The 22,180-nt window shown below is 68.9% G+C and carries 21 protein-coding genes and 4 tRNA genes; 7 read left to right on the top strand and 18 right to left on the bottom strand.

Going from position 1 to position 22,180, the window contains the following annotated elements; translation table 11 throughout:
- Positions 1-204: 204 nt before the first annotated feature.
- From rplL to NS3_RS19615, 13 genes are all read right to left on the bottom strand, one after another.
- A complete protein-coding gene (gene rplL, locus NS3_RS19675; RefSeq protein WP_040798782.1) occupies positions 205-585 on the bottom strand; it encodes a 50S ribosomal protein L7/L12 in 381 nt (126 codons plus the stop codon).
- A gap of 51 nt (positions 586-636) precedes the next feature.
- On the bottom strand, positions 637-1,167 hold the full coding sequence (gene rplJ, locus NS3_RS19670) for a 50S ribosomal protein L10 (protein ID WP_067861795.1): 531 nt from the start codon (positions 1,165-1,167) through the stop codon (positions 637-639).
- Between the two features lie 374 nt (positions 1,168-1,541).
- Entirely contained in the window at positions 1,542-2,093 is a 552-nt protein-coding gene (locus NS3_RS19665; protein WP_245649698.1) for an NADPH-dependent FMN reductase, read from the bottom strand.
- 228 nt (positions 2,094-2,321) lie between these two features.
- The gene (rplA, locus tag NS3_RS19660) at positions 2,322-3,035 is read right to left on the bottom strand and encodes a 50S ribosomal protein L1 (protein WP_040798787.1); all 714 of its coding nucleotides are present in this window, start codon (positions 3,033-3,035) and stop codon (positions 2,322-2,324) included.
- A 157-nt stretch (positions 3,036-3,192) separates the two neighbouring features.
- Complete coding sequence (gene rplK / locus NS3_RS19655) at positions 3,193-3,627, bottom strand: 50S ribosomal protein L11 (RefSeq protein ID WP_067861788.1); 435 nt, start codon at positions 3,625-3,627, stop codon at positions 3,193-3,195.
- Positions 3,628-3,739: 112 nt separating this feature from the next.
- Entirely contained in the window at positions 3,740-4,525 is a 786-nt protein-coding gene (gene nusG, locus NS3_RS19650; RefSeq protein WP_067861785.1) for a transcription termination/antitermination protein NusG, read from the bottom strand.
- A gap of 146 nt (positions 4,526-4,671) precedes the next feature.
- Positions 4,672-5,073, bottom strand: coding sequence for a preprotein translocase subunit SecE (gene secE, locus NS3_RS19645; RefSeq protein ID WP_067861782.1), 402 nt, complete (start codon positions 5,071-5,073; stop codon positions 4,672-4,674).
- Positions 5,074-5,103: 30 nt separating this feature from the next.
- A tRNA-Trp gene (locus NS3_RS19640) sits at positions 5,104-5,176 on the bottom strand.
- Positions 5,177-5,416: 240 nt separating this feature from the next.
- Entirely contained in the window at positions 5,417-6,505 is a 1,089-nt protein-coding gene (locus NS3_RS19635; protein ID WP_067861779.1) for a fused (3R)-hydroxyacyl-ACP dehydratase subunits HadA/HadB, read from the bottom strand.
- 143 nt (positions 6,506-6,648) lie between these two features.
- The gene (rpmG, locus tag NS3_RS19630; RefSeq protein WP_011211653.1) at positions 6,649-6,819 is read right to left on the bottom strand and encodes a 50S ribosomal protein L33; all 171 of its coding nucleotides are present in this window, start codon (positions 6,817-6,819) and stop codon (positions 6,649-6,651) included.
- 43 nt (positions 6,820-6,862) lie between these two features.
- Positions 6,863-6,935 (bottom strand) — tRNA-Met (locus NS3_RS19625).
- Positions 6,936-7,004: 69 nt separating this feature from the next.
- Positions 7,005-7,077: transfer RNA gene (locus NS3_RS19620), tRNA-Thr, on the bottom strand.
- Positions 7,078-7,419: 342 nt separating this feature from the next.
- A tRNA-Tyr gene (locus NS3_RS19615) sits at positions 7,420-7,502 on the bottom strand.
- Positions 7,503-7,713: 211 nt separating this feature from the next.
- Between NS3_RS19615 and NS3_RS19610 the strand changes: the two genes are divergently transcribed.
- Entirely contained in the window at positions 7,714-8,205 is a 492-nt protein-coding gene (locus NS3_RS19610; protein ID WP_040798797.1) for a YajQ family cyclic di-GMP-binding protein, read from the top strand.
- A 38-nt stretch (positions 8,206-8,243) separates the two neighbouring features.
- Here NS3_RS19610 and htpX read toward each other — a convergent pair whose 3' ends face one another.
- Together htpX and NS3_RS19600 are read right to left on the bottom strand one after the other, a co-directional pair.
- A complete protein-coding gene (htpX, locus tag NS3_RS19605; RefSeq protein ID WP_067861776.1) occupies positions 8,244-9,152 on the bottom strand; it encodes a zinc metalloprotease HtpX in 909 nt (302 codons plus the stop codon).
- Positions 9,153-9,362: 210 nt separating this feature from the next.
- Entirely contained in the window at positions 9,363-10,397 is a 1,035-nt protein-coding gene (locus NS3_RS19600) for a polyprenyl synthetase family protein (protein ID WP_067861773.1), read from the bottom strand.
- 150 nt (positions 10,398-10,547) lie between these two features.
- Here NS3_RS19600 and NS3_RS19595 point away from each other — a divergent pair, with 150 nt between their 5' ends.
- On the top strand, positions 10,548-11,822 hold the full coding sequence (locus NS3_RS19595) for a geranylgeranyl reductase family protein (protein WP_067861866.1): 1,275 nt from the start codon (positions 10,548-10,550) through the stop codon (positions 11,820-11,822).
- Between the two features lie 217 nt (positions 11,823-12,039).
- Here the strand turns inward: NS3_RS19595 and NS3_RS19590 are convergent, their stop codons facing one another.
- Positions 12,040-12,546: a DUF2505 domain-containing protein gene (locus NS3_RS19590; protein ID WP_067861769.1), complete on the bottom strand. Its 507-nt coding sequence runs from the start codon at positions 12,544-12,546 to the stop codon at positions 12,040-12,042.
- A 39-nt stretch (positions 12,547-12,585) separates the two neighbouring features.
- Between NS3_RS19590 and NS3_RS19585 the strand changes: the two genes are divergently transcribed.
- The 4 genes from NS3_RS19585 (at position 12,586) to NS3_RS19570 (ending at position 19,564) form a co-directional block, all read left to right on the top strand.
- On the top strand, positions 12,586-13,047 hold the full coding sequence (locus tag NS3_RS19585; protein ID WP_067861862.1) for a DUF3592 domain-containing protein: 462 nt from the start codon (positions 12,586-12,588) through the stop codon (positions 13,045-13,047).
- Between the two features lie 82 nt (positions 13,048-13,129).
- Positions 13,130-14,272 (top strand): glycosyltransferase family 4 protein, encoded by a 1,143-nt coding sequence (locus NS3_RS19580; RefSeq protein ID WP_067861766.1) that lies wholly within the window; start codon positions 13,130-13,132, stop codon positions 14,270-14,272.
- A gap of 83 nt (positions 14,273-14,355) precedes the next feature.
- A complete protein-coding gene (locus NS3_RS19575) occupies positions 14,356-15,072 on the top strand; it encodes a demethylmenaquinone methyltransferase (RefSeq protein ID WP_067861762.1) in 717 nt (238 codons plus the stop codon).
- A gap of 175 nt (positions 15,073-15,247) precedes the next feature.
- Positions 15,248-19,564 (top strand): bifunctional nitrate reductase/sulfite reductase flavoprotein subunit alpha, encoded by a 4,317-nt coding sequence (locus tag NS3_RS19570; protein WP_157101426.1) that lies wholly within the window; start codon positions 15,248-15,250, stop codon positions 19,562-19,564.
- Between the two features lie 6 nt (positions 19,565-19,570).
- Here the strand turns inward: NS3_RS19570 and NS3_RS19565 are convergent, their stop codons facing one another.
- The gene (locus NS3_RS19565; RefSeq protein WP_067861757.1) at positions 19,571-20,605 is read right to left on the bottom strand and encodes an aldo/keto reductase; all 1,035 of its coding nucleotides are present in this window, start codon (positions 20,603-20,605) and stop codon (positions 19,571-19,573) included.
- Positions 20,606-20,687: 82 nt separating this feature from the next.
- Here NS3_RS19565 and NS3_RS19560 point away from each other — a divergent pair, with 82 nt between their 5' ends.
- On the top strand, positions 20,688-21,317 hold the full coding sequence (locus NS3_RS19560) for a TetR/AcrR family transcriptional regulator (RefSeq protein WP_067861754.1): 630 nt from the start codon (positions 20,688-20,690) through the stop codon (positions 21,315-21,317).
- A gap of 133 nt (positions 21,318-21,450) precedes the next feature.
- On the opposite strand, the gene NS3_RS19555 is transcribed toward NS3_RS19560, so the two are convergent.
- Positions 21,451-22,029, bottom strand: a complete 579-nt coding sequence (locus NS3_RS19555; protein WP_067861751.1) for a TIGR03086 family metal-binding protein — start codon at positions 22,027-22,029, stop codon at positions 21,451-21,453.
- Positions 22,030-22,180: the final 151 nt, after the last annotated feature.

Raw genomic sequence — 22,180 nt, 5'->3', positions numbered from 1 at the left:
CGAGCCCCCCACCGGGTACACGAATGACGATCGGTGCGTCACGTCACAGTGGGTTCGGTCACTCTAACGCATCGATGTGATGTGCACACCGCTACCTGACCGAAGAGTAACCACGCCGATGCCGCGAATTGCGTATTCCACCTGGAAAATGGCGAACGGGCGGCCCCCGCACTGGGGACCGCCCGTAGAAGTAATTCGGCGGAATTACTTGACGGAGACCTTGGCGCCGGCCTCTTCCAGCTTCGCCTTGGCGGCCTCGGCGGCATCCTTGGCGACCTTCTCCAGGATCGGCTTCGGGGCACCCTCGACCAGGTCCTTGGCTTCCTTCAGGCCCAGGCCGGAGACGATCTCACGGACCACCTTGATGACCTGGATCTTCTTGTCGCCGGCACCCTCGAGGATGACGTCGAACTCGTCCTGCTCCTCGGCGGCCTCGGCCGGAGCGGCAGCGCCACCGACGGCGGCGACGGCGACCGGAGCAGCGGCGGTGACCTCGAACTTCTCCTCGAACTTCTTGACGAAGTCCGACAGCTCGAGCAGGGTCATGTTGCCGAAGGTCTCGAGCAGTTCGTCAACGTTGGCCATTGTTGGTTCCTTTCGATTTAAAAGTATGCAGGGGGTTTTTATTCGCGGAAATTATTCCGCGCCGCCTTCGGTCCGCTTCTTCTCCTCGAGCGCGGCGGCCAGGCGGGCCACCTGCGACGCGGGAGCGTTGAACAGACCGGCAGCCTTCGCCAGGTTGCCCTTCAGCGCACCGGCCAGCTTGGCCAGCAGGACCTCGCGGGTCTCCAGGTCGGCAATCTGCTCCACCTCGGCGACGGACAGCGCAGCGCCGTCCATGTAGCCGCCCTTGATGACGAGTGCCTTGTTGTCCTTCGCGAAGGTCTTGAGCGCCTTGGCCGCGTTGACCGGCTCACCCGTGATGAAGGTGATCGCGGTGGGACCGACGAACAGCTCGTCCAGACCCTCGACGCCCGCCTCGGCGGCCGCCCGCTTGACCAGGGTGTTCTTGGCGACGGAGTAGGTGGCCTCGTCACCGAGCGCACGCCGCAGTTCGGTGAGCTTGCCGACGGACAGGCCACGGTATTCGGTGACCACGGTGGCCGTCGAACTCTTGAACTGCTCAGCGATCTCCGCGACCGCGGTGACCTTCTCAGCCTTTGCCATACTTCGCCTCCTCTCTGATGCTCGGTTGGTGTCTCCCCCTACCGATCACCGCGGGAGTCTGCTGCGGGAAAGTCCCCGGCAACACGAACGCCCCGGACGCAGAGCGTTCCGGGGCGCATCAGAAAGACCTGTCACGAGCTCGCACTCGAACGGGGCTCCCAGCCTCGGCTCTCCCTGCGTGGGCCGCCGGCGCAATGCCGGACCTTCGACCGAACCCTCACGGGCACGGCGACCAACGGTCTTCGGTAGAACGGATTGGGTAGCGATCGAACATGTCGACAACTTCCGATCAGAGTACCCGGTAGCCCCCTCATCTGCCAAAACGGGTCGGCGTCGGGCGCTCCGACCCCATCCACGGCATCACGGGTACGTCGTCAACCGCGCGCGGTCGGCACTGTGATGGCCTGTGCCGCAAGCGCGTTCACCGCATCGGCGGCGACGCTGCGGAATGCGGTGCTCGTCACCAGGCCGTCGTCGCCTATATCGGAGGCGAGGACCGGGCTGCGCAGACAGGCCGCCTCCACCACCTGCGCACCGACGTAGCCGAGCACGCTCGCCAAGGTCGAGGTAGCACCCTCGCCGCGTCCCGGCGGGGCCACCACGAGCCAAGCCGCCGGCTTTTCGTAGAGGTCGGCGGTGCCCACGGTCCAGTCGAGCAGGTTCTTCATCGCACCGGGCAAGGTGCCCGCGTACTCCGGGGTCGAGATCAATACCGCATCGGCCCAAGCCAATTCGGCTCGCAGCGCGACGACGGCGGGGAACTGCCCCGGGTCGGCGCCCGGCACGAAAGCGGGCAGCTCGCGCAGCCCGCCGTAGAGCTGGACGTGCACCCCTCCGGCAGCATCCGCGGCGACGGTGCGCAGGGCGGCGGTGTTCGTGGAGCCCTCGCGGGTGCTTCCGGAGATCAGCAGAATCCGCGGCGTCACCGCGCCGGATGTCACCGCGCTGGACGTCGCAGAGCTGGACGGCAAGCCCGGTGCCACGGAGGCCGATGTCACGGAGGCCGATGTCACGGAACCGGATGTCTGGGGTTCGGTCATACCGAGATCAACCGGACGGCACGGCCGGTTACTCCCGCCGAAACGCCGTGAGGGTGGGAACGCTGTAGCAGCGTTCCCACCCTCACGGACGGATCAGGGGTTACCTGTCGGCGCTCACGCGTCCTCGTCGAGGAGGTTGCGGGTGCGGTTCGGGTCCACCGGGATGCCCGGTCCGGTGTTCGTCGAGACCGTCACCTTCTTGACGTAGCGGCCCTTCGCGGTGGAGGGCTTGACGCGCAGGATCTCGTCCAGCGCGGCGCCGTAGTTCTCCACCAGCTTGGCGTCGTCGAAGGACGCCTTGCCGATGACGAAGTGCAGGTTGGCCTGCTTGTCGACGCGGAAGTTGATCTTGCCGCCCTTGATGTCGTTGACGGCCTTGGTCACGTCGTTGGTGACCGTGCCCGTCTTCGGGTTCGGCATCAGACCGCGCGGGCCCAGGACACGCGCGATGCGGCCGACCTTGGCCATCTGGTCCGGGGTGGCGATCGCGGCGTCGAAGTCCAGCCAGCCGCCCTGGATGCGCTCGATCAGATCCTCGGCGCCCACCGCGTCGGCGCCCGCCGCCTCGGCCTCGGCAGCCTTCTCGCCGGCCGCGAACACGATGACGCGGGCGGTCTTACCGGTGCCGTGCGGCAGGTTCACGGTGCCGCGAACCATCTGATCGGCCTTGCGGGGGTCCACACCGAGACGGACGGCGACCTCGACGGTCGCGTCGGTCTTGGTGGTGGCGGTCTCCTTGGCCAGCCGCGCGGCGGCCAGCGGGGAGTAGAGCTTGTCGCGATCGACCTTCTCGGCCGCGGCGAGGTACGCCTTGCTTCGTTTTGCCATGATTGTCTGTCCTTCGTGGTTCAGAAGTGGTTCACGGGTCTGGCCGACCCTCCCACCGAGTTCTTGCCCAACGCGTTCGTGTCGGGCTCACGCCTCAGCGTCGTGTCGGGCTCACGCCCGGCATCGTGTCGGGCTCACGCCCGGCATCGTGTCGGGCTCACGCCTCGACGGTGATGCCCATCGAGCGAGCGGTGCCCGCGATAATCTTCGCGGCCTGATCGATGTCGTTGGCGTTGAGATCTTCCATCTTGGTCTTGGCGATCTCGCGCACCTGGTCCATGGTCACCGTGGCGACCTTGAGGCGGTGCGGCTCGGCCGAGCCCTTCTGCACGCCTGCGGCCTTGAGCAGCAGCTTGGCGGCGGGCGGCGTCTTCAGCTTGAAGTCGAACGACCGGTCCTCGTACACCGAGATCTCGACCGGGATGACGTTGCCACGCTGCGACTCGGTCGCGGCGTTGTACGCCTTGCAGAACTCCATGATGTTGACGCCGTGCTGACCGAGAGCGGGGCCCACCGGCGGAGCCGGGTTCGCCTGACCGGCCTGGATCTGAAGCTTGATGATCCCGGCGAGCTTCTTCTTCTTGGGGGGCATCTTTCTTTCCTAGGTGTTGGTGTCCTTGCTGTGTGCAAGCCTCGCGTAAGTCGAACCCGCGGCGCGGGCCGAACCATCCCGTCGCAGGCCGCCAAGGCCGCGACGGAAGCAACTAGATCTTCGCGACCTGAGTGAAGGCCAGCTCGACCGGGGTCTCGCGGCCGAAGATCGACACGAGCACCTTGAGCTTCTGCTGCTCGGCGTTGACCTCGGAGATGCTGGCGGGCAGCGTCGCGAACGGGCCGTCCATCACCGTCACCGACTCGCCGACCTCGAAGTCGACCTCGATGACCGGCTTGGTCGCCACCTCGGCTCCGGCACCGGACTCGGCGCTCGCGGCAGCGGCGGCGGGCGCCTTCTTCTGCTGCGAGGCAGGCACCAGGAACTTCACCACGTCGTCGATGGACAGCGGCGAGGGCCGGGAGGTGGCACCGACGAAGCCGGTGACGCCGGGAGTGTTGCGGACCGCGCCCCAGGATTCGTCGTTGAGCTCCATGCGCACCAGGATGTAGCCGGGCAGCACCTTGCGGTTGACGTTCTTGCGCTGGCCGTTCTTGATCTCGGTGACCTCTTCGGTCGGCACCTCGACCTGGAAGATGTAGTCCTCGAGGTCCAGGTTCTGCACGCGGGTCTCGAGGTTGGCCTTCACCTTGTTCTCGTAGCCGGCGTAGGAGTGGATGACGTACCAGTCGCCCGGGGCGCGGCGCAGCGCGGCCTTCATCTCGGTGACCGGATCGGCCGGCTCCTCGGGGGCAGCGGGCACCGCGTCCGCGGGCTCAGCGTCATCGGCCACAGGCTCCTCGGCGGGCGCCGCGTCGTCCACCTCGTCGCGGGCCTGCTCGGCCACCACGTCGTCGACCGGGAACTCGGCGTTGGTGTCGTTCTCCGGGGTGCTCACTGGGGCACTCGCTTCCTGTGTCGTCACGTACATCCTCTGCGTGCCGGGCCGGGCACGGCGGACATTCCTCCGCCGGTCCGCCCCGGGGATCGGCTACGGCGTCGGCGTCGGCCGAACAGCCTCACCGTCGACCGTACAGTTCGGCCTCAGCCGAACAGCCAGTCGACACCCTTGATGAACGCCAGATCCAACCCCCAGATGAACGCGACCATGAAGGTCACGAACACCAGAACAACGCTCGTATAGGTGACCATCTGCTTCCGGCTCGGCCAGATCACCTTGCGCAGTTCCGCGATGACCTCTCGCAGGAACTTCATCAGCCGCTTGAACGGGTTACCCGTTCCTTCGCGTGTGGCCTTGCCGGCAGACTTGTTCGCCTTGTTCGACGACCGGTCGATCGTGGCGATCGCACCGGTTTCGACCGAGGAGGACGAGCCGGAGCGGGTCCGCCGGGCCGAACGCTTGCCGCTCGGCCGGTTCACCTCGGCGGTGCCATCGCCATTGTCGGCCGCATGCGCGCCGTGGCGAGTGTCCCGCTCGTCGCTCACGTCGATCCTCTCTCGTCGCTGGCAAAAGGGCAGGGGCGACAGGACTTGAACCTGCAACCTGCGGTTTTGGAGACCGCTGCTCTGCCAGTTGAGCTACGCCCCTTCGGTTGGACCGTGTGGAACAGCTGTCCAACCACCGTTCGATATTCAATTTTCCTGGAGGCACCCTACACAACACGCGCGCCGCGTCGGCGGTAGCCGGCTCCCGTAGGAACCAGCCCCACAGAGCAGCGCGCAGCGGCTGGTGACCCCAGGTTCCCGAGTGTACTTACCGACCCGCGCAATAGCCAATCCGGCCCGCCTCCCGGCCGATACAGCAGGTCAGCGAGCACTTATCGGCTGCTCAGGACAGCTGCACGGTCGCGGTCGCGCGGCCGAAGATCTTCTTGCCCGCGGACTTGGCGACGATGGCGATCACCGCGGTGCGCGTCTCGGGATCCACCGACTTCACCTTGCCGGTGTACTCGACCTCGGCGGCGGAATCGGCGGGCACGAACACCGGGCTGGTGAAGCGCACGTTGTATTCCTTGACCGCGCCGGGGTCCCCCAGCCAGGAGCTGATGAAGCCGCCGCCGAGGCCCATGGTCAGCATGCCGTGGGCGACCACGTCGTCGAGGCCGACCAGCTTGACGACCTCGTCGCTCCAGTGGATCGGGTTCGCGTCGCCGGACACGCCCGCGTAGTTGACCAGATCGCCGCGAGTCAGCCGCACCAGTCGAGCGGGCAGCTCGTCGCCGGCGGAGACCTCGTCGAAGGCGCGGGCGCGCTTGCTCACGAACGGCTCGGGCACGCTGACGACGGGCACCGACGGCGTGCTCGGCACCTCGCCCAGCGGTCGATCGCCGCGCGGGTGGTGCTCGGGCTCCTCGGGGCCGATCCCGTGCATGAGCACGTTGCGCACCGCGTGCGCCAGGTTCGGGTCGATGTCGGCGCCGCTGCGTCCGACGAGAGTGGTGTAGGTGGTGAGCACCAGCTCGTCGTTCTGCGCCGTCACGATGTTCTTGGTGACGATGATGTCGCCGCCGAACGCCTGCCGGAACGAGTGCAGGTGCACGTCGCAGGTCAGCTGGTCGCCGACCCGGATCGGGCGGTGGAATTCCAGGATCTGGTCGGTCTGCATGATCTGGCTCAGGTCGTAGCCGGTGACGACCGTTTCGAACAGCTTGCGCTGGGCCAGGATGCCGACCAGGGAGATGAAGGTGAGCGGAGCGGCCAGGCCGTCGTAGCCGTAGTCCTGCGCGACGCTCTCGTCCCAGTGCACCGGGTGGTAGTCCTGCACGGCCCGGGCGTACTCACGGACCTTCTCGCGACCGACTTCGTAGTAGTCGTCGACGCGGTAGTGGTGACCGACCATGGCCGCCGCGTGTGCCGCGGCGTCGAAGACCTCTTCGCTCGCCTGGACCGCTTGCTGTGTACCGGTGTTCGTTGTCACGAGGGGACTGTACCTATCTGACCCCACAGCCGGGGGTCGGCGGGGGCGTTCACCTGTGTCGCACCCTACCGCAGACAGCGCTAAGGGCCGGACGATGCCGTCCGGCCCTTGCGTTCACGCGGAGGATGTCACGCGTGAGAAGTTCAGCGGGATTCGCGATGTGCGCGATGCGTGCCACAGTTCGGGCAGAACTTCTTCAGTTCCAGCCGATCCGGGTCGTTACGCCGGTTCTTCTTGGTGATGTAGTTGCGGTGCTTGCACTGCTCGCAGGCCAAGGTGATCTTTGGCCGGACATCGGTGGACTTCGCGGCCACGACTATGCCTTCTTTCCGGGTCGACCTGAATAATCAGTATGGGTAGCGATGGCCGGACTCGAACCGGCGACACAACGATTATGAGTCGTTTGCTCTACCGCCTGAGCTACACCGCCTTGTGCGCGGTCTGCCGTCGGCGACGCCGCGGCGAGGTTGCCGAGTCGGACACCACCGGCAATCCGGCGAGCCCCCTAACGGAATCGAACCGTTGACCTTTTCCTTACCATGGAAACGCTCTGCCGACTGAGCTAAGGGGGCATGACTACATCCGCTCCGTTGTCACTCTTCGCGACTCCGGGGCGGCGACGTCTTGAAAGAGATTACACACACGCCACGGTGAGTTACAAATCGGCTGGTCAGAGACATTTTTCGGTAGCTGTGAGCGGGCATCCCGGGGAGGCGATCCGCCGTTGCCACCGGCCGTTTCGGGGCCTCCGGGGCGTTCCGGCCCCGCCGAGCCGACCGGGGGCCGGACCTTTCCGGCGCACGACGCGAGCCGAGCGGAGCCGGCCGGCGAGGCGAAAAACACCCGGCGGAGCTCCTAAATCAGAAGAGCCCCGCAAGCGAATTTCTCGCTCGCGGGGCTCTCTGCCGATCTTGTGGCAGGTGTAGGATTCGAACCTACGTAGGCTTTCACCGACAGATTTACAGTCTGCTCCCATTGGCCGCTCGGGCAACCTGCCGTGCCACCGTTGCCGGTGCGTGGAGCAGAATACAACGAACCCCCGTCCGGAATGCAAACCGGCTGGCCAACGCCGTGCCGACGGGGCAGGTGTCGCGTTTCGGGGGGAAGAACTTTCCGGGTAGTGTGCCGACGTCGCCCGTACTCCCGGCCCCGGTGTGTGCCCGGTGGTGCGTGGAGTCGTCGGACCCCATGAGGAACAGGAGCGCAGTGTGGCCGATTCGTCATTCGATGTCGTGAGCAAGGTCGACCGGCAGGAGGTCGACAACGCCCTGCATCAGGCGGAGAAGGAGCTGAACACCCGCTACGACTTCCGTGGCACCGGCGCGACGATCGAGTGGTCCGGCGAGGACAAGATCGTCCTGACCGCTGAGGCCGAGGAGCGCGTCAAGGCGGCGCTCGAGGTCTTCAAGGAGAAGCTGATCCGCCGCGACATCTCGCTCAAGGCGTTCGACGCGGGTGAGCCCGCGGCCTCCGGCAAGACCTACAAGATCACCGGCACGCTGGTGCAGGGCATCGACACCGAGCACGCGAAGAAGATCTCCAAGAAGATCCGCGACGAGGGTCCCAAGGGTGTCAAGGCGCAGATCCAGGGCGACGAACTGCGGGTCAGCAGCAAGAAGCGTGACGACCTGCAGGCGGTCATCGCCCTGCTCAAGGGCGAGGACTTCGGCATCGCCCTGCAGTTCGTCAACTACCGCTAGTCCCCGGGGAGAGCTACCGCGGGCTTGCGGTCCTTCGCTCAGCGGTAGTAGTCGGTGCGGTAGGGATCGCGGCCGCCGCCCGCCAGCGCCTCCAGCCGGGCGATCCGCTCGGCCATCGGCGGGTGGGTGGCGAACAGCCGGGCGGCGCGTTCACCGGCCCGGAACGGATTGGCGATCATCAGGTGCGACTGCGCGGTCAGCCGCGGTTCCGGCGGCAGTGGAGCGGCCTGCACGCCGCGTTCGAGCTTGCGCAGGGCCGAGGCCAGCGCGAGCGGGTCACCGGTCAGTTCCGCGCCGGACTGATCGGCCTCGTACTCGCGCGAGCGCGACACCGCCAGCTTCACCAGGGTGGCGGCGACCGGGCCCAGCAGTGAGACGAGCAGCACACCGATGACATTGCCGCCTTGGCCGTCGCCGTTGTTGTTGCCGCCGAACGCGCCGGCGAAGAACGCGAAGTTGGCCAGGCCCGAGATGACGGCGGCCAGCGCGCCAGCGACCGAGGAGATCAGGATGTCGCGGTTGTAGACGTGCGAGAGTTCGTGGCCCAGCACCGCGCGCAGCTCGCGTTCATCGAGAATGCGCAGGATGCCGCTGGTGCAGCAGACGGCCGCGTGCCTCGGGCTGCGGCCGGTGGCGAAGGCGTTGGGGGCGTTGGTGGGGCTGATGTAGAGCCGGGGCATCGGACGGCGCGCGGTGGTCGCCAGCTCGCGCACGATCCGGTACATCACCGGCGCTTCCAGCTCGCTGACCGGGATCGCCCGCATGGCCTTCAACGCCAGCTTGTCGCTGTTGAAGTACGCCCAGCCGTTCACCGCGACGGCCAGCACGACAGCGAAGATCAGGATCGTGGTGTCGCCGAACATGGCTCCGGCGAACACGATCAGCGCCGAGAGCCCCGCCATGAGGCCGAACGTCTTCAGATCGTTCGCGAATCCGCGCCCGTGCATGTGCCTCCTGCCAGTCCCCCGTTCTTCGCTTCGCCGGCATCTCGGCCGACATGATGGCAACGATCGCCGACGCGCCGGAGTTCCGCGCCGCCGCGTGCCTGGCTCGCCGATGTCCGCTGGTCACGGCAGGATCGACCGCTCAGGCGGACAATGGCGCGCGACCACAGCGGCGGGTGGGGCAAGCGCGCGGCCCGGACGGTGGGAGGCGGCTCAGCCGACCCGTTCGATGGTGTAGCGCACGAGCTGCTCGAGCGCGTCGTTGGCCGGGCCCGCGGGCAGTGCGGCCAGTTCGGTGTAGGCCTGCTCGGCGTAGTCGCGCAGCTTCTGCTTGGCCAGCACCATCCCGCGCGAGCGGGCGAGCAGGTCGATGGCTTCCGCCACCGCCTCGTCGGTCTGCGGCGGCACGGCCAGCAGCTCACGCAACCGGTCGGCCTCGGGGCCGTCCTCGCGCAGCGCATAGAGCACCGGCAGGGTGTGCACGCCCTCGCGCAGGTCGGTGCCCGGCGTCTTGCCGGACTGCTCGGAGGCCGAGGAGATGTCGATGATGTCGTCGGCGATCTGGAAGGCGGTGCCGACCACGTCACCGAGCCGGGCCAGGCGTTCGACGTGTCCGGCGTCCGCGCCGGAGAAGGTACCGCCGAAGCGGCCCGCGGCGGCGATCAGCGAACCGGTCTTCTCCCACACCACCCGCAGGTAGTGCTCGATGGGGTCCTGGGTCTCGCGCGCGCCCATGGTCTCGCGCATCTGGCCGGTGACCAGTTCGGCGAAGGTCTCGGCGATGATGCGCACCGCGTCGGGGCCCAGCGTCGAGGTGAGCCGGGAGGCGTGCGCGAAGAGATAGTCCCCGGCCAGGATCGCGATGTTGTTGCCCCAGCGGGAATTCACGCTCGGTGCGCCGCGGCGCATGGTGGCCTCGTCCATCACGTCGTCGTGGTAGAGGGTGGCCAGGTGCACCAGTTCGACGACGGTGCCCGCGGTGACCAGCGCCGGATCGGTGGGGCGAGGGCCGAGCTGGCCGGTGAGGATGGTGAACAGCGGACGGAACCGCTTGCCGCCGGCCTTGGCCAGATGCAGTGCGGCGTCCTGGAGGAAATCCGCGCCGTCGGAGAGTTCGGCGATCAGCAGCTTCTCGACCTCTTCGAGGCCGTTGCGCACGGTCGCGGCGAGCTCCGCGTCACCGAGTTCCACTCCGGCGACCACCGTGCTCGAGGCACTCTCCGAGCCGCTCACTGCCGATGTGCTCATCTCGTCTCCCAGCGCCGCGTCCGACCCCACGGGTAGAGAACCTAGCGTGTCCCCGCCGCGCGGCCCATGAACACCGCCATTCGGCGGCCTACCGCACACTTTTCCACACGCCGCGCGGGGCTGGTCGTGCGGCGTGCCAGTATGGATCGCATGGGTTCAGCCGATGTCGTGACCGGTCGCGTCCTGCCGGAGCATGTGGAGGTGCTCGTGGTCGGCGCGGGTCCGGCCGGATCGGCAGCCGCGACGTGGGCGGCGCGCGCGGGCCGCGATGTCGCGCTGACCGACGCCGCGGTCTTCCCCAGGGACAAGACCTGCGGTGACGGTCTGACGCCGCGCGCCACCAAGGAATTGGAGCTGCTCGGTCTCGGCGGCTGGCTACGGGCGCACACCGTCAACCACGGCCTGCGGATGACCGGCTTCGGCCGCGAGGCGCTGCTGCCCTGGCCGGGCGGATCGTTCCCCTCCTACGGAAGCGCCGTCCCCCGAACCGAACTCGACGACAAGCTGCGCGAGACGGCGGTGAAATCCGGCGCGCGGATGGTCGAGGGCGCCAAGGCCGTCGAGGTGGTCCGCGACGGCGAGCGGGTGAGCGGGGTGAGCTTCACCGTCGGCGAGCAGACCGTCACCGTCACCTGCGACATCCTGGTGGTGGCCGACGGCGTGCGCTCCCCGATCGGCAAGCAGCTCGGCCGTACCTGGCATCGCCGGTTCGCCTTCGGCACCGCCGCGCGCGCCTACATCCGCTCCGCCCGCAGCGACGACCAGTGGATCACTTCGCATCTGGAATTGCGCGACGCCGACGGTGAGCTGGTGCCCGGCTACGGCTGGGTGTTCCCGCTGGGCAACGGCGAGGTCAATATCGGCGTCGGATCGCTCGCGACCGAGCGGCGGCCTTCGCACGTGGCGCTCAAACCGCTGCTGCGCCACTACACCTCGCAGCGTTTCGAGGAATGGGGTTTCGAGGGCGAACTGCGGGCGGTGGCCTCGGCACTGCTGCCGATGGGCGGCTCGGTGTCGAATGTGGCCGGGCGCAACTGGGTTCTGGTCGGCGACGCGGCGGGGTGTGTGAACCCGCTCAACGGCGAGGGCATCGACTACGGGCTCGAGGGCGGGCACATGCTCGGCCGGATCCTGGACTCCGAGAGTTTCGCCACGCTCGACTTCACGGCGCTGTGGCCGGACCTGCTGCGCGAACGCTACGGCCGCACCTTCTCGGTAGCGCGGCGGATCGCCGGGCTGGCCACCCATCCGCGGATGGTGCCCACCGGCGGGCCGCCGGTTATGCGCTCGAAGTACTTGCAGCGCACCGCTGTTCGAGTGATGGGCAATCTCGTCACCGACGAGGACGTGGATCTGACCGCGCGGGCCTGGCGCACCGCGGGCCGGTTGTCGATGCGCGCGGACGATCTGGTGCCGTTCGGCTGAGCCGCCGACCGGGCCGGACCACCGTCCGAGGGGCCGTCGACCAGCGCTCTCGGGCAGCGCCCGGGCCGAGGGTGCCGCAGGTTCGCGACCAGCTGTACTCGGCGAAACCAGCCCGCGGTCAGCGCGCTGGTTGCTCCCGATGCCCGCGGCCGCTGTCGAGCGGGCCGGTATATCGGGCAGGCAGCGCGTGGGAGGCTGCCCGCCGGCGACGATCGGTTCAGGACGGCGAGCGTTGAGTGCACCATTGTTCGAAGAAGTGGCGCTCGCTGTTCAGCACCCGGTGCAGCAGTTGTTCGGCGAGCGGTTCGATGGCGCGCCCGACCAGCGGCACCTTCACCTCCAGCGTGCCGGTGACCTCGAGTTCACTGCCCTCGGCGGTGGGGCGCAGGCGATGACTGCCGGTCATGGCGGCGGTGATGCCGGTGGTGGCTACCCGGAAGTCGCCTTCGGCTGTCTCACCGGACAGTGCCCGCCAGTTGTCGGTGCGGTCGAAGACGAGGTCGCCGGAGAGCACTTTGCCGACGAGGGCGGGGATCTTGTCCTTCCTGGCCCGTTCGGTCATATGGATGCGAGCGGTGCCCGGTCCGTCGGGGTGCGAGACGTCCAGAGTCGCGGTGGGGGCTTCGGCGAAGCGGGTGCGCCAGGCGTCGCCGCTGGTGAAGGCCCGGTGCAGATCATCGACCGGAACGCTGTACGGCACGGTGAAGCGAATTTTTCGGGACATGGCGGTCACGCTAGCCGAGTGCGTCGGTAGCCTGTGGCCGTGTCGGAAACCAGCCAGTCCGAAAGGCGGACGACCCGGCTGCGGCGATGGCGCGCCGGGGTGCTCGTCGCGGCGACGGCGGTCAGTGTGCTCATGGTGCTGCTGGTGTTCGCGGCGTGGCGCAACGATCACCTGATCTCCTCGGACAAGGTCGTGGCGACCGGCGAAGTGCTCTCGGCGGGCCGGTTGCGTTCGGCGGTGGTGTATGTCACTCCGGACGGCGTGACCCACAATCCGAAGGTCGGCATCCTCTACCCGACCAATCTCACCGCGGGCGAGCGCATCAAGGTCGAATACAGTCGCAGCGATCCCGATCTGGTCCGCGTCGCCGGGCGCGATGTGCGGGTCGCCATCATTCCCGCGCTGTCGGTCATCGTGGTCACCTGGTTGCTGGCGCTGCCGGTGTGGTGGCTGCTGGTGCGCGCGGGGCGGCGCGAGCCCGGAGTTGCCGGGGGCGGGTGAGCGGACAGGTGTTCGCCGGAACTTCGCGCGCCGGTCATGTCGCTGTGACGCGGAGGCGGCGCCGACACGACAGCCTGTCAGGGTGCGCGTAGCCATTGTTTCGGAGTCGTTCCTGCCGAACATGAACGGCGTCGTCAATTCGGTGCTCCAGGTGCTCGATCATCTGGACAGGCACGGCCACGAGGCGCTGGTGATCGCGCCCGACACGGTCCGTGGGCAGCCCGCGGCGCCGTGGGAGCACGGGCGGGTACCGGTGTACCGGGTGCCCGCGGTGATGGCGCCGAAGATCAGCTCGCTGCCGGTGGGGCTGCCGCAGCCGGGGATCACCGGGGTGCTGGCCGATTTCGACGCCGATGTGGTGCATCTGGCCTCGCCGTTCCTGCTCGGCGCGGGCGGGCTGTCCGCGGCGCTGCGGCTGGATCTGCCCACGGTGGCGGTGTATCAGACCGATGTCGCCGGGTTCGCGCGCAGCTACGGTCTCGCACCGGCGAGCAGGGCCGCTTGGGCGTGGACCCGCCGCATCCACCTGCGCGCCACCCGCACCCTCGCCCCCTCCACCGCGGCCGCGGCCGATCTGGCCGCGCACGGCATCCCCCGGGTGCATCGCTGGGGCCGAGGCGTCGACATCGCCCGCTTCACGCCGTCGGCGCGCAGCACCGCGCTGCGGGAGCGGTGGCTGCGCGGTCGGGACCGGCTGGTGGTCGGGTTCGTCGGTCGGCTCGCGCCGGAGAAGCATGTGGAGCGACTGGCGGCGTTGGCCGGGGACCCGCGGATCCGGCTGGTCGTGGTCGGTGGTGGTCCCGAGCGGGAGCGGCTGGGCCGGGTACTGCCCGGCGCGGTGTTCACCGGTGAACTGGGTGGCCACGATCTCGCCGAGGCGTACGCGAGCCTGGACGTGATGGTGCATCCGGGCGAGCACGAGACGTTCTGCCAGGGCGTTCAGGAAGCGCTGGCCGCCGGAATCCCGGTGATCGGCCCGGACGCGGGCGGCCCGCGCGATCTGATCTCACACTGTCGCAACGGATATCTGCTGCCGGTGGACAGATTCGAAGAACTGTTGCCGAGCGCGGTCTCCGCTCTACGCGATCCGTCCCTGCGCAGGCGCTTCGGCGCGGCGGCCCGCAGGTCGGTGCTACGGCGCACCTGGCCCGCGGTCTGCGCGGAGTTGATGGGCCACTACGCCGAGGTCACCGGCATCGACGACCGGCGCAGGCACACCGCCTGACCCGCTCGTCGGCTCGTCGGCTCGTCCGGAGGAAACGCGCACCCGGCGAGACGAATCCGGCTGTCCCGAACTAGGGTCGAGGGGTGGCGAAGACAGAGCAGCAGCGCGAGTCGTTCCGGGCCTCGCTGGACAAGCAACCGCACGAAGTCGCGACGATGTTCGACGGTGTCGCCAAGCGCTACGACCTCACCAATACGGTGATCTCGGCGGGTCAGGATCGCTACTGGCGGTGGGCGACCCGCAAGGCGCTCGACCTGCGGCCCGGCGAGCGGGTGCTGGATCTGGCCGCGGGCACCGGGGTCTCGACCGTCGAATTCGCCAAGTCGGGCGCGTGGTGCGTGGCCACCGACTTCTCCAAGGGCATGCTCGCGGCGGGCAGTTTCCGTCCGGTGCCGATGGTGGCCGGTGACGCGATGGCCCTGCCGTTCGCCGATGAATCCTTCGACGCGGTCGCCATCTCCTACGGCCTGCGCAATGTCTCGGACCCGGATCTGGCGATGCGGGAGATGCTGCGGGTGACCAAGCCCGGCGGCCGGCTGGTGATCGCCGAGTTCTCCACGCCGGTCCTGCCGCTGTTCCGCACCGTCTACATGGAGTACCTGATGAAGGCGCTGCCCCGGGTGGCGCGCGCGGTCAGCAGCAATCCGGACGCCTACGTCTACCTCGCCGAATCCATCCGGGCCTGGCCGAACCAGCGTCAGTTCGCCATGCGGATGGCCGAGGCGGGCTGGTCGGAGGTGAAGTGGCGCAATCTGAGCGGCGGTGTGGTCGCCCTCCATCGGGGTTACAAGCTCGGCTGACCCGCCCCTCCCCGCTCTGCACACCGTTCGGCACCACGCCTACCAGCTCGAACGGGGTGACGCAGGTGATATCGGACACACCTCACAGCCGCGATCCGGCGCGGTGAGGTGGATTGTCATCTGTCGCTAACGCGGGGTAAATCCGGCGCAATCGGAGATCCGCATGATCGAGGGCATGTCGGACGCATCCATCGACCCCACACCGGGTACCGCCCGAACGGCGTGCTCGTACTGTGGCGTGGGGTGCGGAATCACTGTGCAGACCTCGCCCGGCGTGACCGGCGCCCCGGTGATCGCCAAGGTCGCCGGGGACAAACTGCATCCCGCCAACGCGGGGCGGCTGTGCACCAAGGGCGCGACCCACCTCGAACTCACCCGGGCGCCGGGCCGGATGGAATCGGCCTACCGCCGTCCGCAGCGCGACCAGGTGCCGGTCCCGATCCCGGTCGACGAGGCGGTGCGCGAGGCCGCCGACCGGTTGCGGGCCGTCCTCGACGAGCACGGGCCGGACGCGATCGCGCTCTACGTCTCGGGGCAGATGTCGCTGGAGGCGCAGTACCTGGCGACGAAACTGGCGAAAGGCTTCGTGCGCACCAAGCACATCGAGGCGAACTCGCGGCTGTGCATGGCCAGTGCGGGCACCGGCTACAAGCAGTCCCTCGGCGCGGACGGCCCGCCCGGCTCCTACGACGATCTCGACCACGCCGATGTGTTCTTCGTCATCGGCGCGAACATGGCCGACTGCCATCCGATCCTGTTCCTGCGCATGGCCGACCGGTTGAAGGCGGGCGCGAAGCTGATCGTGGCCGACCCGCGCCGCACCGACACCGCCGCCAGGGCCGACCTGTTCCTGCAACTGCGTCCGGGCACCGACCTGGCGCTGTTGAACGGCCTGCTGCATCTGCTGGTGGCCGAGGGCGCGATCGACGAGCAGTTCATCGCCGAGCACACCGAGGGCTGGGACCCGATGCCGGAGTTCCTGGCCGACTACCCGCCCGAGGTGGTCGCCGAGATCACCGGCCTGGCGGAGTCCGACATCCGGACCGCGGCCCGCTGGATCGGCGAGGCGGGTGAGTGGATGACGCTGTGGACGATGGGGCTCAACCAGTCCACCCACGGCACCTGGAGCACCAACGCGATCTGCAATCTGCATCTGGCGACCGGAGCGATCTGCCGGACCGGGTCGGGGCCGTTCTCGCTGACCGGTCAGCCCAATGCGATGGGCGGGCGCGAAATGGGCTACATGGGACCGGGACTGCCCGGTCAGCGCTCGTTGCTCTCGGCGGCGGACCGGGCCTTCGTGGAGACCGCGTGGGGCCTCGAGCCGGGCACGCTGCGCACCGAGGCCGGACCGGGCACCATCGAGATGTTCCGGGGCATGGCCGAGGGCGAGATCAAGGCGGCCTGGATCATCTGCACGAATCCGGTGGCCTCGGTGTCCAACCGCAAGACGGTGATCGCCGGTCTGGAGGCCGCCGAACTGGTGATCGTCCAGGATGTCTACACCGACACCGCCACCAACGCCTACGCCGATCTGCTGTTGCCTGCCACGCTGTGGGCCGAGTCCGACGCGGTGATGGTCAATTCCGAGCGCAATGTCACCTTGATGCGGCGCTGCGTGGACCCGGTGGGCGACGCCCGCCCGGACTGGCAGCTGATCGCCCAGGTCGCCGCCGCCATGGGCTTCCCCGGCTTCGACTACGCCTCCAGCGCCGAGATCTTCGACGAGATCGTCTCCTTCGCCAATCCCGGCACCGGGTACGACCTGCGCGGCATGAGCTACGACGCGCTGGCCGAGGGGCCGATGCAGTGGCCGTGCCCGGACCCGGCGCAACGGCGCAACCCGATCCGCTATCGCAACGACGGCGTCAGCCAGGACCTGTTCACCGACGCCGGAGGCCACCGCCCCGCACTGGCCTTCCCCACCCCGAGCAGGCGCGCCGCGTTCTTCGCCCGCCCGCACATGGAGCCGGCCGAACTGCCCGACGACGACTATCCCTTCGTGCTCAATACCGGCCGCCTGCAACACCAATGGCACACCATGACCAAGACCGGTCGTGTCGCCAAGCTCACCAGGCTCGACGCCGCGCCGTTCGTGGAGGTGCATCCCCAGGACGCCGAACGGCTCGACGTGCGCGCCGGGGACCACCTCGAGATCGCCTCCCGCCGCGGCCGGGCTGTGCTCCCTGTCCGCGTCAGCGACCGGGTGCGGCCCGGTGACTGCTTCGCGCCCTTCCACTGGAACGACGAGCAGGGCGAGTACCTGACCATCAACGCGGTGACCAACGACGCGGTCGACCCGCAGTCGCTGCAACCGGAGTTCAAGCAGTGCGCGGTGTCCCTGCGCCGGGTCGCGCCGATGCCGCGTGCCGGTGACGGGCAGGCGGACACGCGACAGCGAGCGGCTGCCGATCACGAGGGCGGTCCCGGCGGGGCCGGACCGCATCCGCTGGCGGCCGCGCTCGGCCTGGACACCGTGGTCGCACCGACGCTGTCCGAACTCGAACGCGTCTATCTGGGCGGGTTTCTGGCGGCGCTGCAGACGATTCCGGTCACGGGAACGCCCGTGCTGCCGCAAGCCGCGCCGATCTCCGGATCTCGGCGGGTGTGGGTCGACGGGCTACTGGCAGGCATGTACTCACGCGGCCTCGCCGTGGCCGAGCCCAGGGCCGACACGGAAGGCTCGGCGGGCACGGAGACCGAACCCACCGCCGCGCTGCCCGCGCCGGTCACCGTGCTGTGGGCCTCGCAGACCGGTACGGCCGAGGAGATCGCCGCCGAGATCGCCGAGCGGCTGGCCGCCGAGGGATTCGCGCCGCGACTGCTGGACATGGACTCCTGCGCACTCGACGCGCTCACCGGCGACGTGCTGATCATCAGCAGCACCTTCGGCGACGGCGGGCCGCCGGACAACGGCGTGGACTTCTGGGAACGCCTGTCGGACTCCGCCGTCCGCTTCCCCGGCCTTCGCTACGCGGTCTTCGCGCTCGGCGACTCGTCCTACGACGACTTCTGCGGCCACGGACGCAAACTCGACGTTCTGCTCGCCGAACGGGGCGCACGGAGACTGCTCGAGCGCGTCGATTCCGAGCCCGATCACCAGGAACTCGCCGAAGCCTGGCTCGACGAGGTCGTCCTCGCCCTGCGCGGATCTCCGGGCGCCCCGGCGACTTTCGCCGGGGCAACGACTCCCGGTGGAGCCGCGCTCCGCGACACGGCCCCCGCAGGAGCCGATCATCGCGGCAGAACCGCGGGCCACGGCGCTCTCGGCGGCACGAGTGCCGGTGCGGGGCGCAACGCCGACCCGGCCGGAGCCTCGGCCTCCGCTCCCGCAGGCAGCGGCTCGACCATGCTGCTCACCAAGCCCGGCGGGCGGGCCGCGCTGTTCACCCGGAACGCGCCGGTCATCGCGCCGCTGGTGCGCAACGAGACGCTCACGCATCCGGATTCGGTCAAGGAGGTCAGGCGGTTCGGCTTCGATCTGCGCGGGCTCGGCGTGGAGTACGAGGTGGGCGATTCGCTGGGCGTCTGGCCGTCGAACTGTCCCGATCTGGTCGAGGAATGGCTGTCGGTGACCGGGTTGGACGGGCGGCGGACCGTGGCGATCGACGAGCGCGAGATGCCGCTGGCCGAGGCGTTGCGCACCCACTACGACATCACCAGGGTGGGCTCGGATCTGCTGGATTTCGTGGCCAGGCACAATCCGAACCAGCAGCTCGCCAAGCTGCTGCGCCGGGACAACCGCAACGAGCTGGAGAGCTTCCTGTGGGACCGGCAGGCGGTGGACGTGCTGCGCGCGTTCCCGGTGCACGCGGATCTGATCGAATGGCTGGGCGCCCTGAAGAAGCTGCAGCCGCGCCAGTATTCGATCTCGTCGAGCCCGCTGGTCGATCCGCACGAGGTACAGCTGACCGTCGGCGTGGTGCGCTACGGGGACCACGATCGCCGCGGCGGGGTGTCCTCGACATTCCTCGCCGACCGCGCGGGTACCGAGGTGCCGATCTATCTGCAACGCACCCCGCACTTCCGCCCGCCCGCGGACCCCGCCGCGCCGATGATCATGGTCGGTCCCGGCACCGGCATCGCCCCGTTCCGCGGCTTCCTGCACGAACGCCGCGCGCTCGGCGCGACCGGCCGCAACTGGCTGTTCTTCGGCGACCAGCACGCCGCGCAGAACTTCTACTACCGCGGCGAACTCGAGGACATGTTCCGCACCGGCTTCCTGACCCGCCTCGACCTGGCCTTCTCCCGCGATCAGCGGGAGCGGGTCTACGTCCAGCACCGGATGATCGAGCACGGTGCGGAACTGTGGTCCTGGCTTCGCGACGGCGCCTACTTCTATGTCTGTGGTGACGCCGCGCGGATGGCCAAGGACGTGGACGACACCCTGCTCGCGCTGGCCAGGATCCACGGCAAGCTCGACGAGCAGGGCGCGATCGCCTTCCGTAAACAGCTCGTCGCGGAGAAGCGCTACGTCCGCGATGTGTATTGAGTCGCGTTATACGGCAGGCGGATTGATCCGGGTGAAATCCGGGAGACGGTAGTAGGGGTAGTACGGGTACGGCGGTGTGGTGGCGCTCGCCTTGTCCAGGCGGGCGATCTGCTCGTCGTCCAGACGCCAGCCGACCGCGCCCAGATTCTGGCGCAGCTGTTCCTCGTTGCGGGCGCCGACGAGGACGGAGGAGACCGTCGGGCGGGTCAGCAACCAGTTCAGCGCGATCTGCGCGACGGTGCGGCCGGTCTCGGCGGCGATCTCGTCGAGCACATCGACCACCCGGTAGAGCAGTTCGTCCTCGACGGGCGGCCCGGCCTCGGCGGTGCTGTGCAGCCTGCTGCCCGCGGGCAGCGGTGCGCCGCGACGGATCTTGCCGGTGAGCCGCCCCCAGCCCAGCGGGCTCCACACCACCGCGCCGACGCCCTGATCGCGTCCGAGCGGCATGAGTTCCCACTCGTAGTCCCGGCCGACCAGCGAGTAGTACACCTGGTGGGCGACGTAGCGCGGCAGCCCGTGTTCCTCGGCGGCGGCAAGCGATTTCATCAGCTGCCATCCGGCGAAGTTGGACGCGCCGACGTAGCGGATCTTGCCCGCTCGCACCAGATCTCCGAGGGTGGCAAGCACTTCGGCGACGGGGGTGTGCGCGTCGAAGGCGTGCAGCTGGAACAGATCGATGTGATCGACGCCGAGCCTGCGCAGCGAGCCCTCGACCGCGGCGATCAGACGGGCCCGGCCCGAACCCGACTCGTTGGGACCGGGGCCGGTGGGCAAGCCGGCCTTGGTCGAGATGAGCAGCCGGTCCCTGCGGCCTTTGACGGCCGCGCCCAGCACCTCCTCGGACGCGCCGTCGGAGTACACGTCGGCGCTGTCGAACATGGTCAGACCGGCCTCCAGGCAGATGTCGACCATGCGCCTGGCCTGTGCCACGTCGACATCGCCCCACGCGCCGAACAACTCGCCGCGGCCGCCGAAGGTGCCCGCGCCGAAGCTCAGAGCGGGCACCTCGAGCCCGGAGACACCCAGTCGCCGATACTCCATGATCCCTCCTAAAGGGATTATAGTTCCGTTAACAACGACGACTGTACGCCCTGATGGCTATAAATGGAACTGGAGTCCCGTTATGACCAAGCCAGCGCAGACCGAGGATGACCGCTCCCCCGGCTCGGTGCGCCCGGGCGGCCGCACCGCCCGGGTGCGGGCCGAGGTGCTGCGGGCGGCCGGCGATCTGCTGGCCGAGCGCGGTTTCGCCGGCCTGGATCTGACCGATGTCGCCGCACGAGCCGGTGTGGGCAAGACGACCGTCTACCGGCGCTGGGGCACCCCGACCGCGGTGGTCGCCGACCTGCTCGAGGACATGGCCGAACAGTCGGTGCCGCGCGCGGATACCGGCTCACTGCGTGGCGATCTCACCGAGAACGCGCGCCTGATCGCGCGCACCCTCACCGATCCCCGGCAAGGCAGGCTGTTCCGCGCCGTCATCGCCGCCGCCACCTGCGACCCCGAAGCCGAGACCGCCCTGCACCGCTTCTACGACATCCGACTGCGCGAGTGGGGGGCGTGCGTGACCGATGCCGTCGAGCGCGGGGAGGCGCCGAGCGGCACCGATCCGCGCGCCGTGTTCTCCTCGGTCGCCGCGCCGCTGTACTACCGGCTGCTCGCCAGCGGAGACCCCATCGACGACGCGGCGGCGGTGGTGGCCGCCGAAGCGGTGATCGCCGCGATCGAGGCGGGAGTGTTCGTCGTCTCGTGAGCGACCGGTACGGGAGCAGCCGCCGCCTACCAGGTCGACAGTGCGACAGCGGCGGCGGCGGCCGAACCACCGGAGCGCCGACCACGGCCGTCGCTACAGAACCCGTCCGCGGCGCGTGTCGATCGGCGTGAATTCACCCGGCCCACTCCGGGTCGCGGCCGGTGAGGCCGAGTACCCGGTGCAGGGGCGGGGCGGCGTGCGAGACCGCGACGGAGGGACCGAACAGGCCGGGCACGCCCTCGGGCGGAGTGCCGCTGAGCATCTCCAGCAGCACCTCGATGTGGGCGTCCGCGCAGTCGAACGGCTGACCGGTCGCGCGAGCGAGATCCCAGCCGTGCACGACCAGTTCGTCGAGCGCCACCGTGGCCATGACGGGGGCGGCTTCGCGCACACCGCCCGCCTCGGTCTCGCCGTCCCATGCCTCCGGTGCGCGCCACGCATCGGTCAGCGCCCGCAGGCGCTCGGCGATGCGCGGACGCCAGTCCGGCGGCAGGTCGGGCAGCGCCGCGAGGTCGGGGGCCTGTGAGCGGCCGAGGGATTCCTTGGTGGCCGCCTGCCGGAATGCCTCGGCCAGACCGAGGACATGCACGAGCAGGGTGCGCACCGAGGTGTCCGCGCAGGGGGTGTCGGCGTCGAGTTGGTCTTCGCGTATTCCGGCCACCACTTTCTCGAGGGTGCTCGTGGCGGGTTCCATGTCGAAACGGGGCTGCATGTAGTCCTTCCAGGATGGGCGGGTCGAAGTCGGGCTCGCAATGCAGACGATGCGAACGGCCGGAAGTCATCGCCGGAACGACATCGACGCGACCGATCTCGCGGCTGCGTCGAACGATCGAGAGCGGGTAACACCGACTTCGGGCATGATC

Source organism: Nocardia shimofusensis NBRC 100134 (assembly GCF_001613125.1).
Classification (GTDB): Bacteria; Actinomycetota; Actinomycetes; order Mycobacteriales; family Mycobacteriaceae; genus Nocardia; species Nocardia shimofusensis.
This window is presented reverse-complemented; position numbering and strand designations above follow the sequence as displayed.

Bases quoted from the DNA above. Each gene is read 5' to 3' on its own strand.
- rplL (WP_040798782.1), bottom strand. From the start codon at position 585: ATGGCCAACGTTGACGAACTGCTCGAGACCTTCGGCAACATGACCCTG.
- rplJ (WP_067861795.1), bottom strand. From the start codon at position 1,167: ATGGCAAAGGCTGAGAAGGTCACCGCGGTCGCGGAGATCGCTGAGCAG.
- rplA (WP_040798787.1), bottom strand. From the start codon at position 3,035: ATGGCAAAACGAAGCAAGGCGTACCTCGCCGCGGCCGAGAAGGTCGAT.
- rplK (WP_067861788.1), bottom strand. From the start codon at position 3,627: ATGCCCCCCAAGAAGAAGAAGCTCGCCGGGATCATCAAGCTTCAGATC.
- htpX (WP_067861776.1), bottom strand. From the start codon at position 9,152: ATGCACGGGCGCGGATTCGCGAACGATCTGAAGACGTTCGGCCTCATG.
- NS3_RS19600 (WP_067861773.1), bottom strand. From the start codon at position 10,397: ATGAGCACATCGGCAGTGAGCGGCTCGGAGAGTGCCTCGAGCACGGTG.
- NS3_RS19595 (WP_067861866.1), top strand. From the start codon at position 10,548: ATGGGTTCAGCCGATGTCGTGACCGGTCGCGTCCTGCCGGAGCATGTG.
- NS3_RS19590 (WP_067861769.1), bottom strand. From the start codon at position 12,546: ATGTCCCGAAAAATTCGCTTCACCGTGCCGTACAGCGTTCCGGTCGAT.
- NS3_RS19570 (WP_157101426.1), top strand. From the start codon at position 15,248: ATGTCGGACGCATCCATCGACCCCACACCGGGTACCGCCCGAACGGCG.
- NS3_RS19565 (WP_067861757.1), bottom strand. From the start codon at position 20,605: ATGGAGTATCGGCGACTGGGTGTCTCCGGGCTCGAGGTGCCCGCTCTG.
- NS3_RS19560 (WP_067861754.1), top strand. From the start codon at position 20,688: ATGACCAAGCCAGCGCAGACCGAGGATGACCGCTCCCCCGGCTCGGTG.
- NS3_RS19555 (WP_067861751.1), bottom strand. From the start codon at position 22,029: ATGCAGCCCCGTTTCGACATGGAACCCGCCACGAGCACCCTCGAGAAA.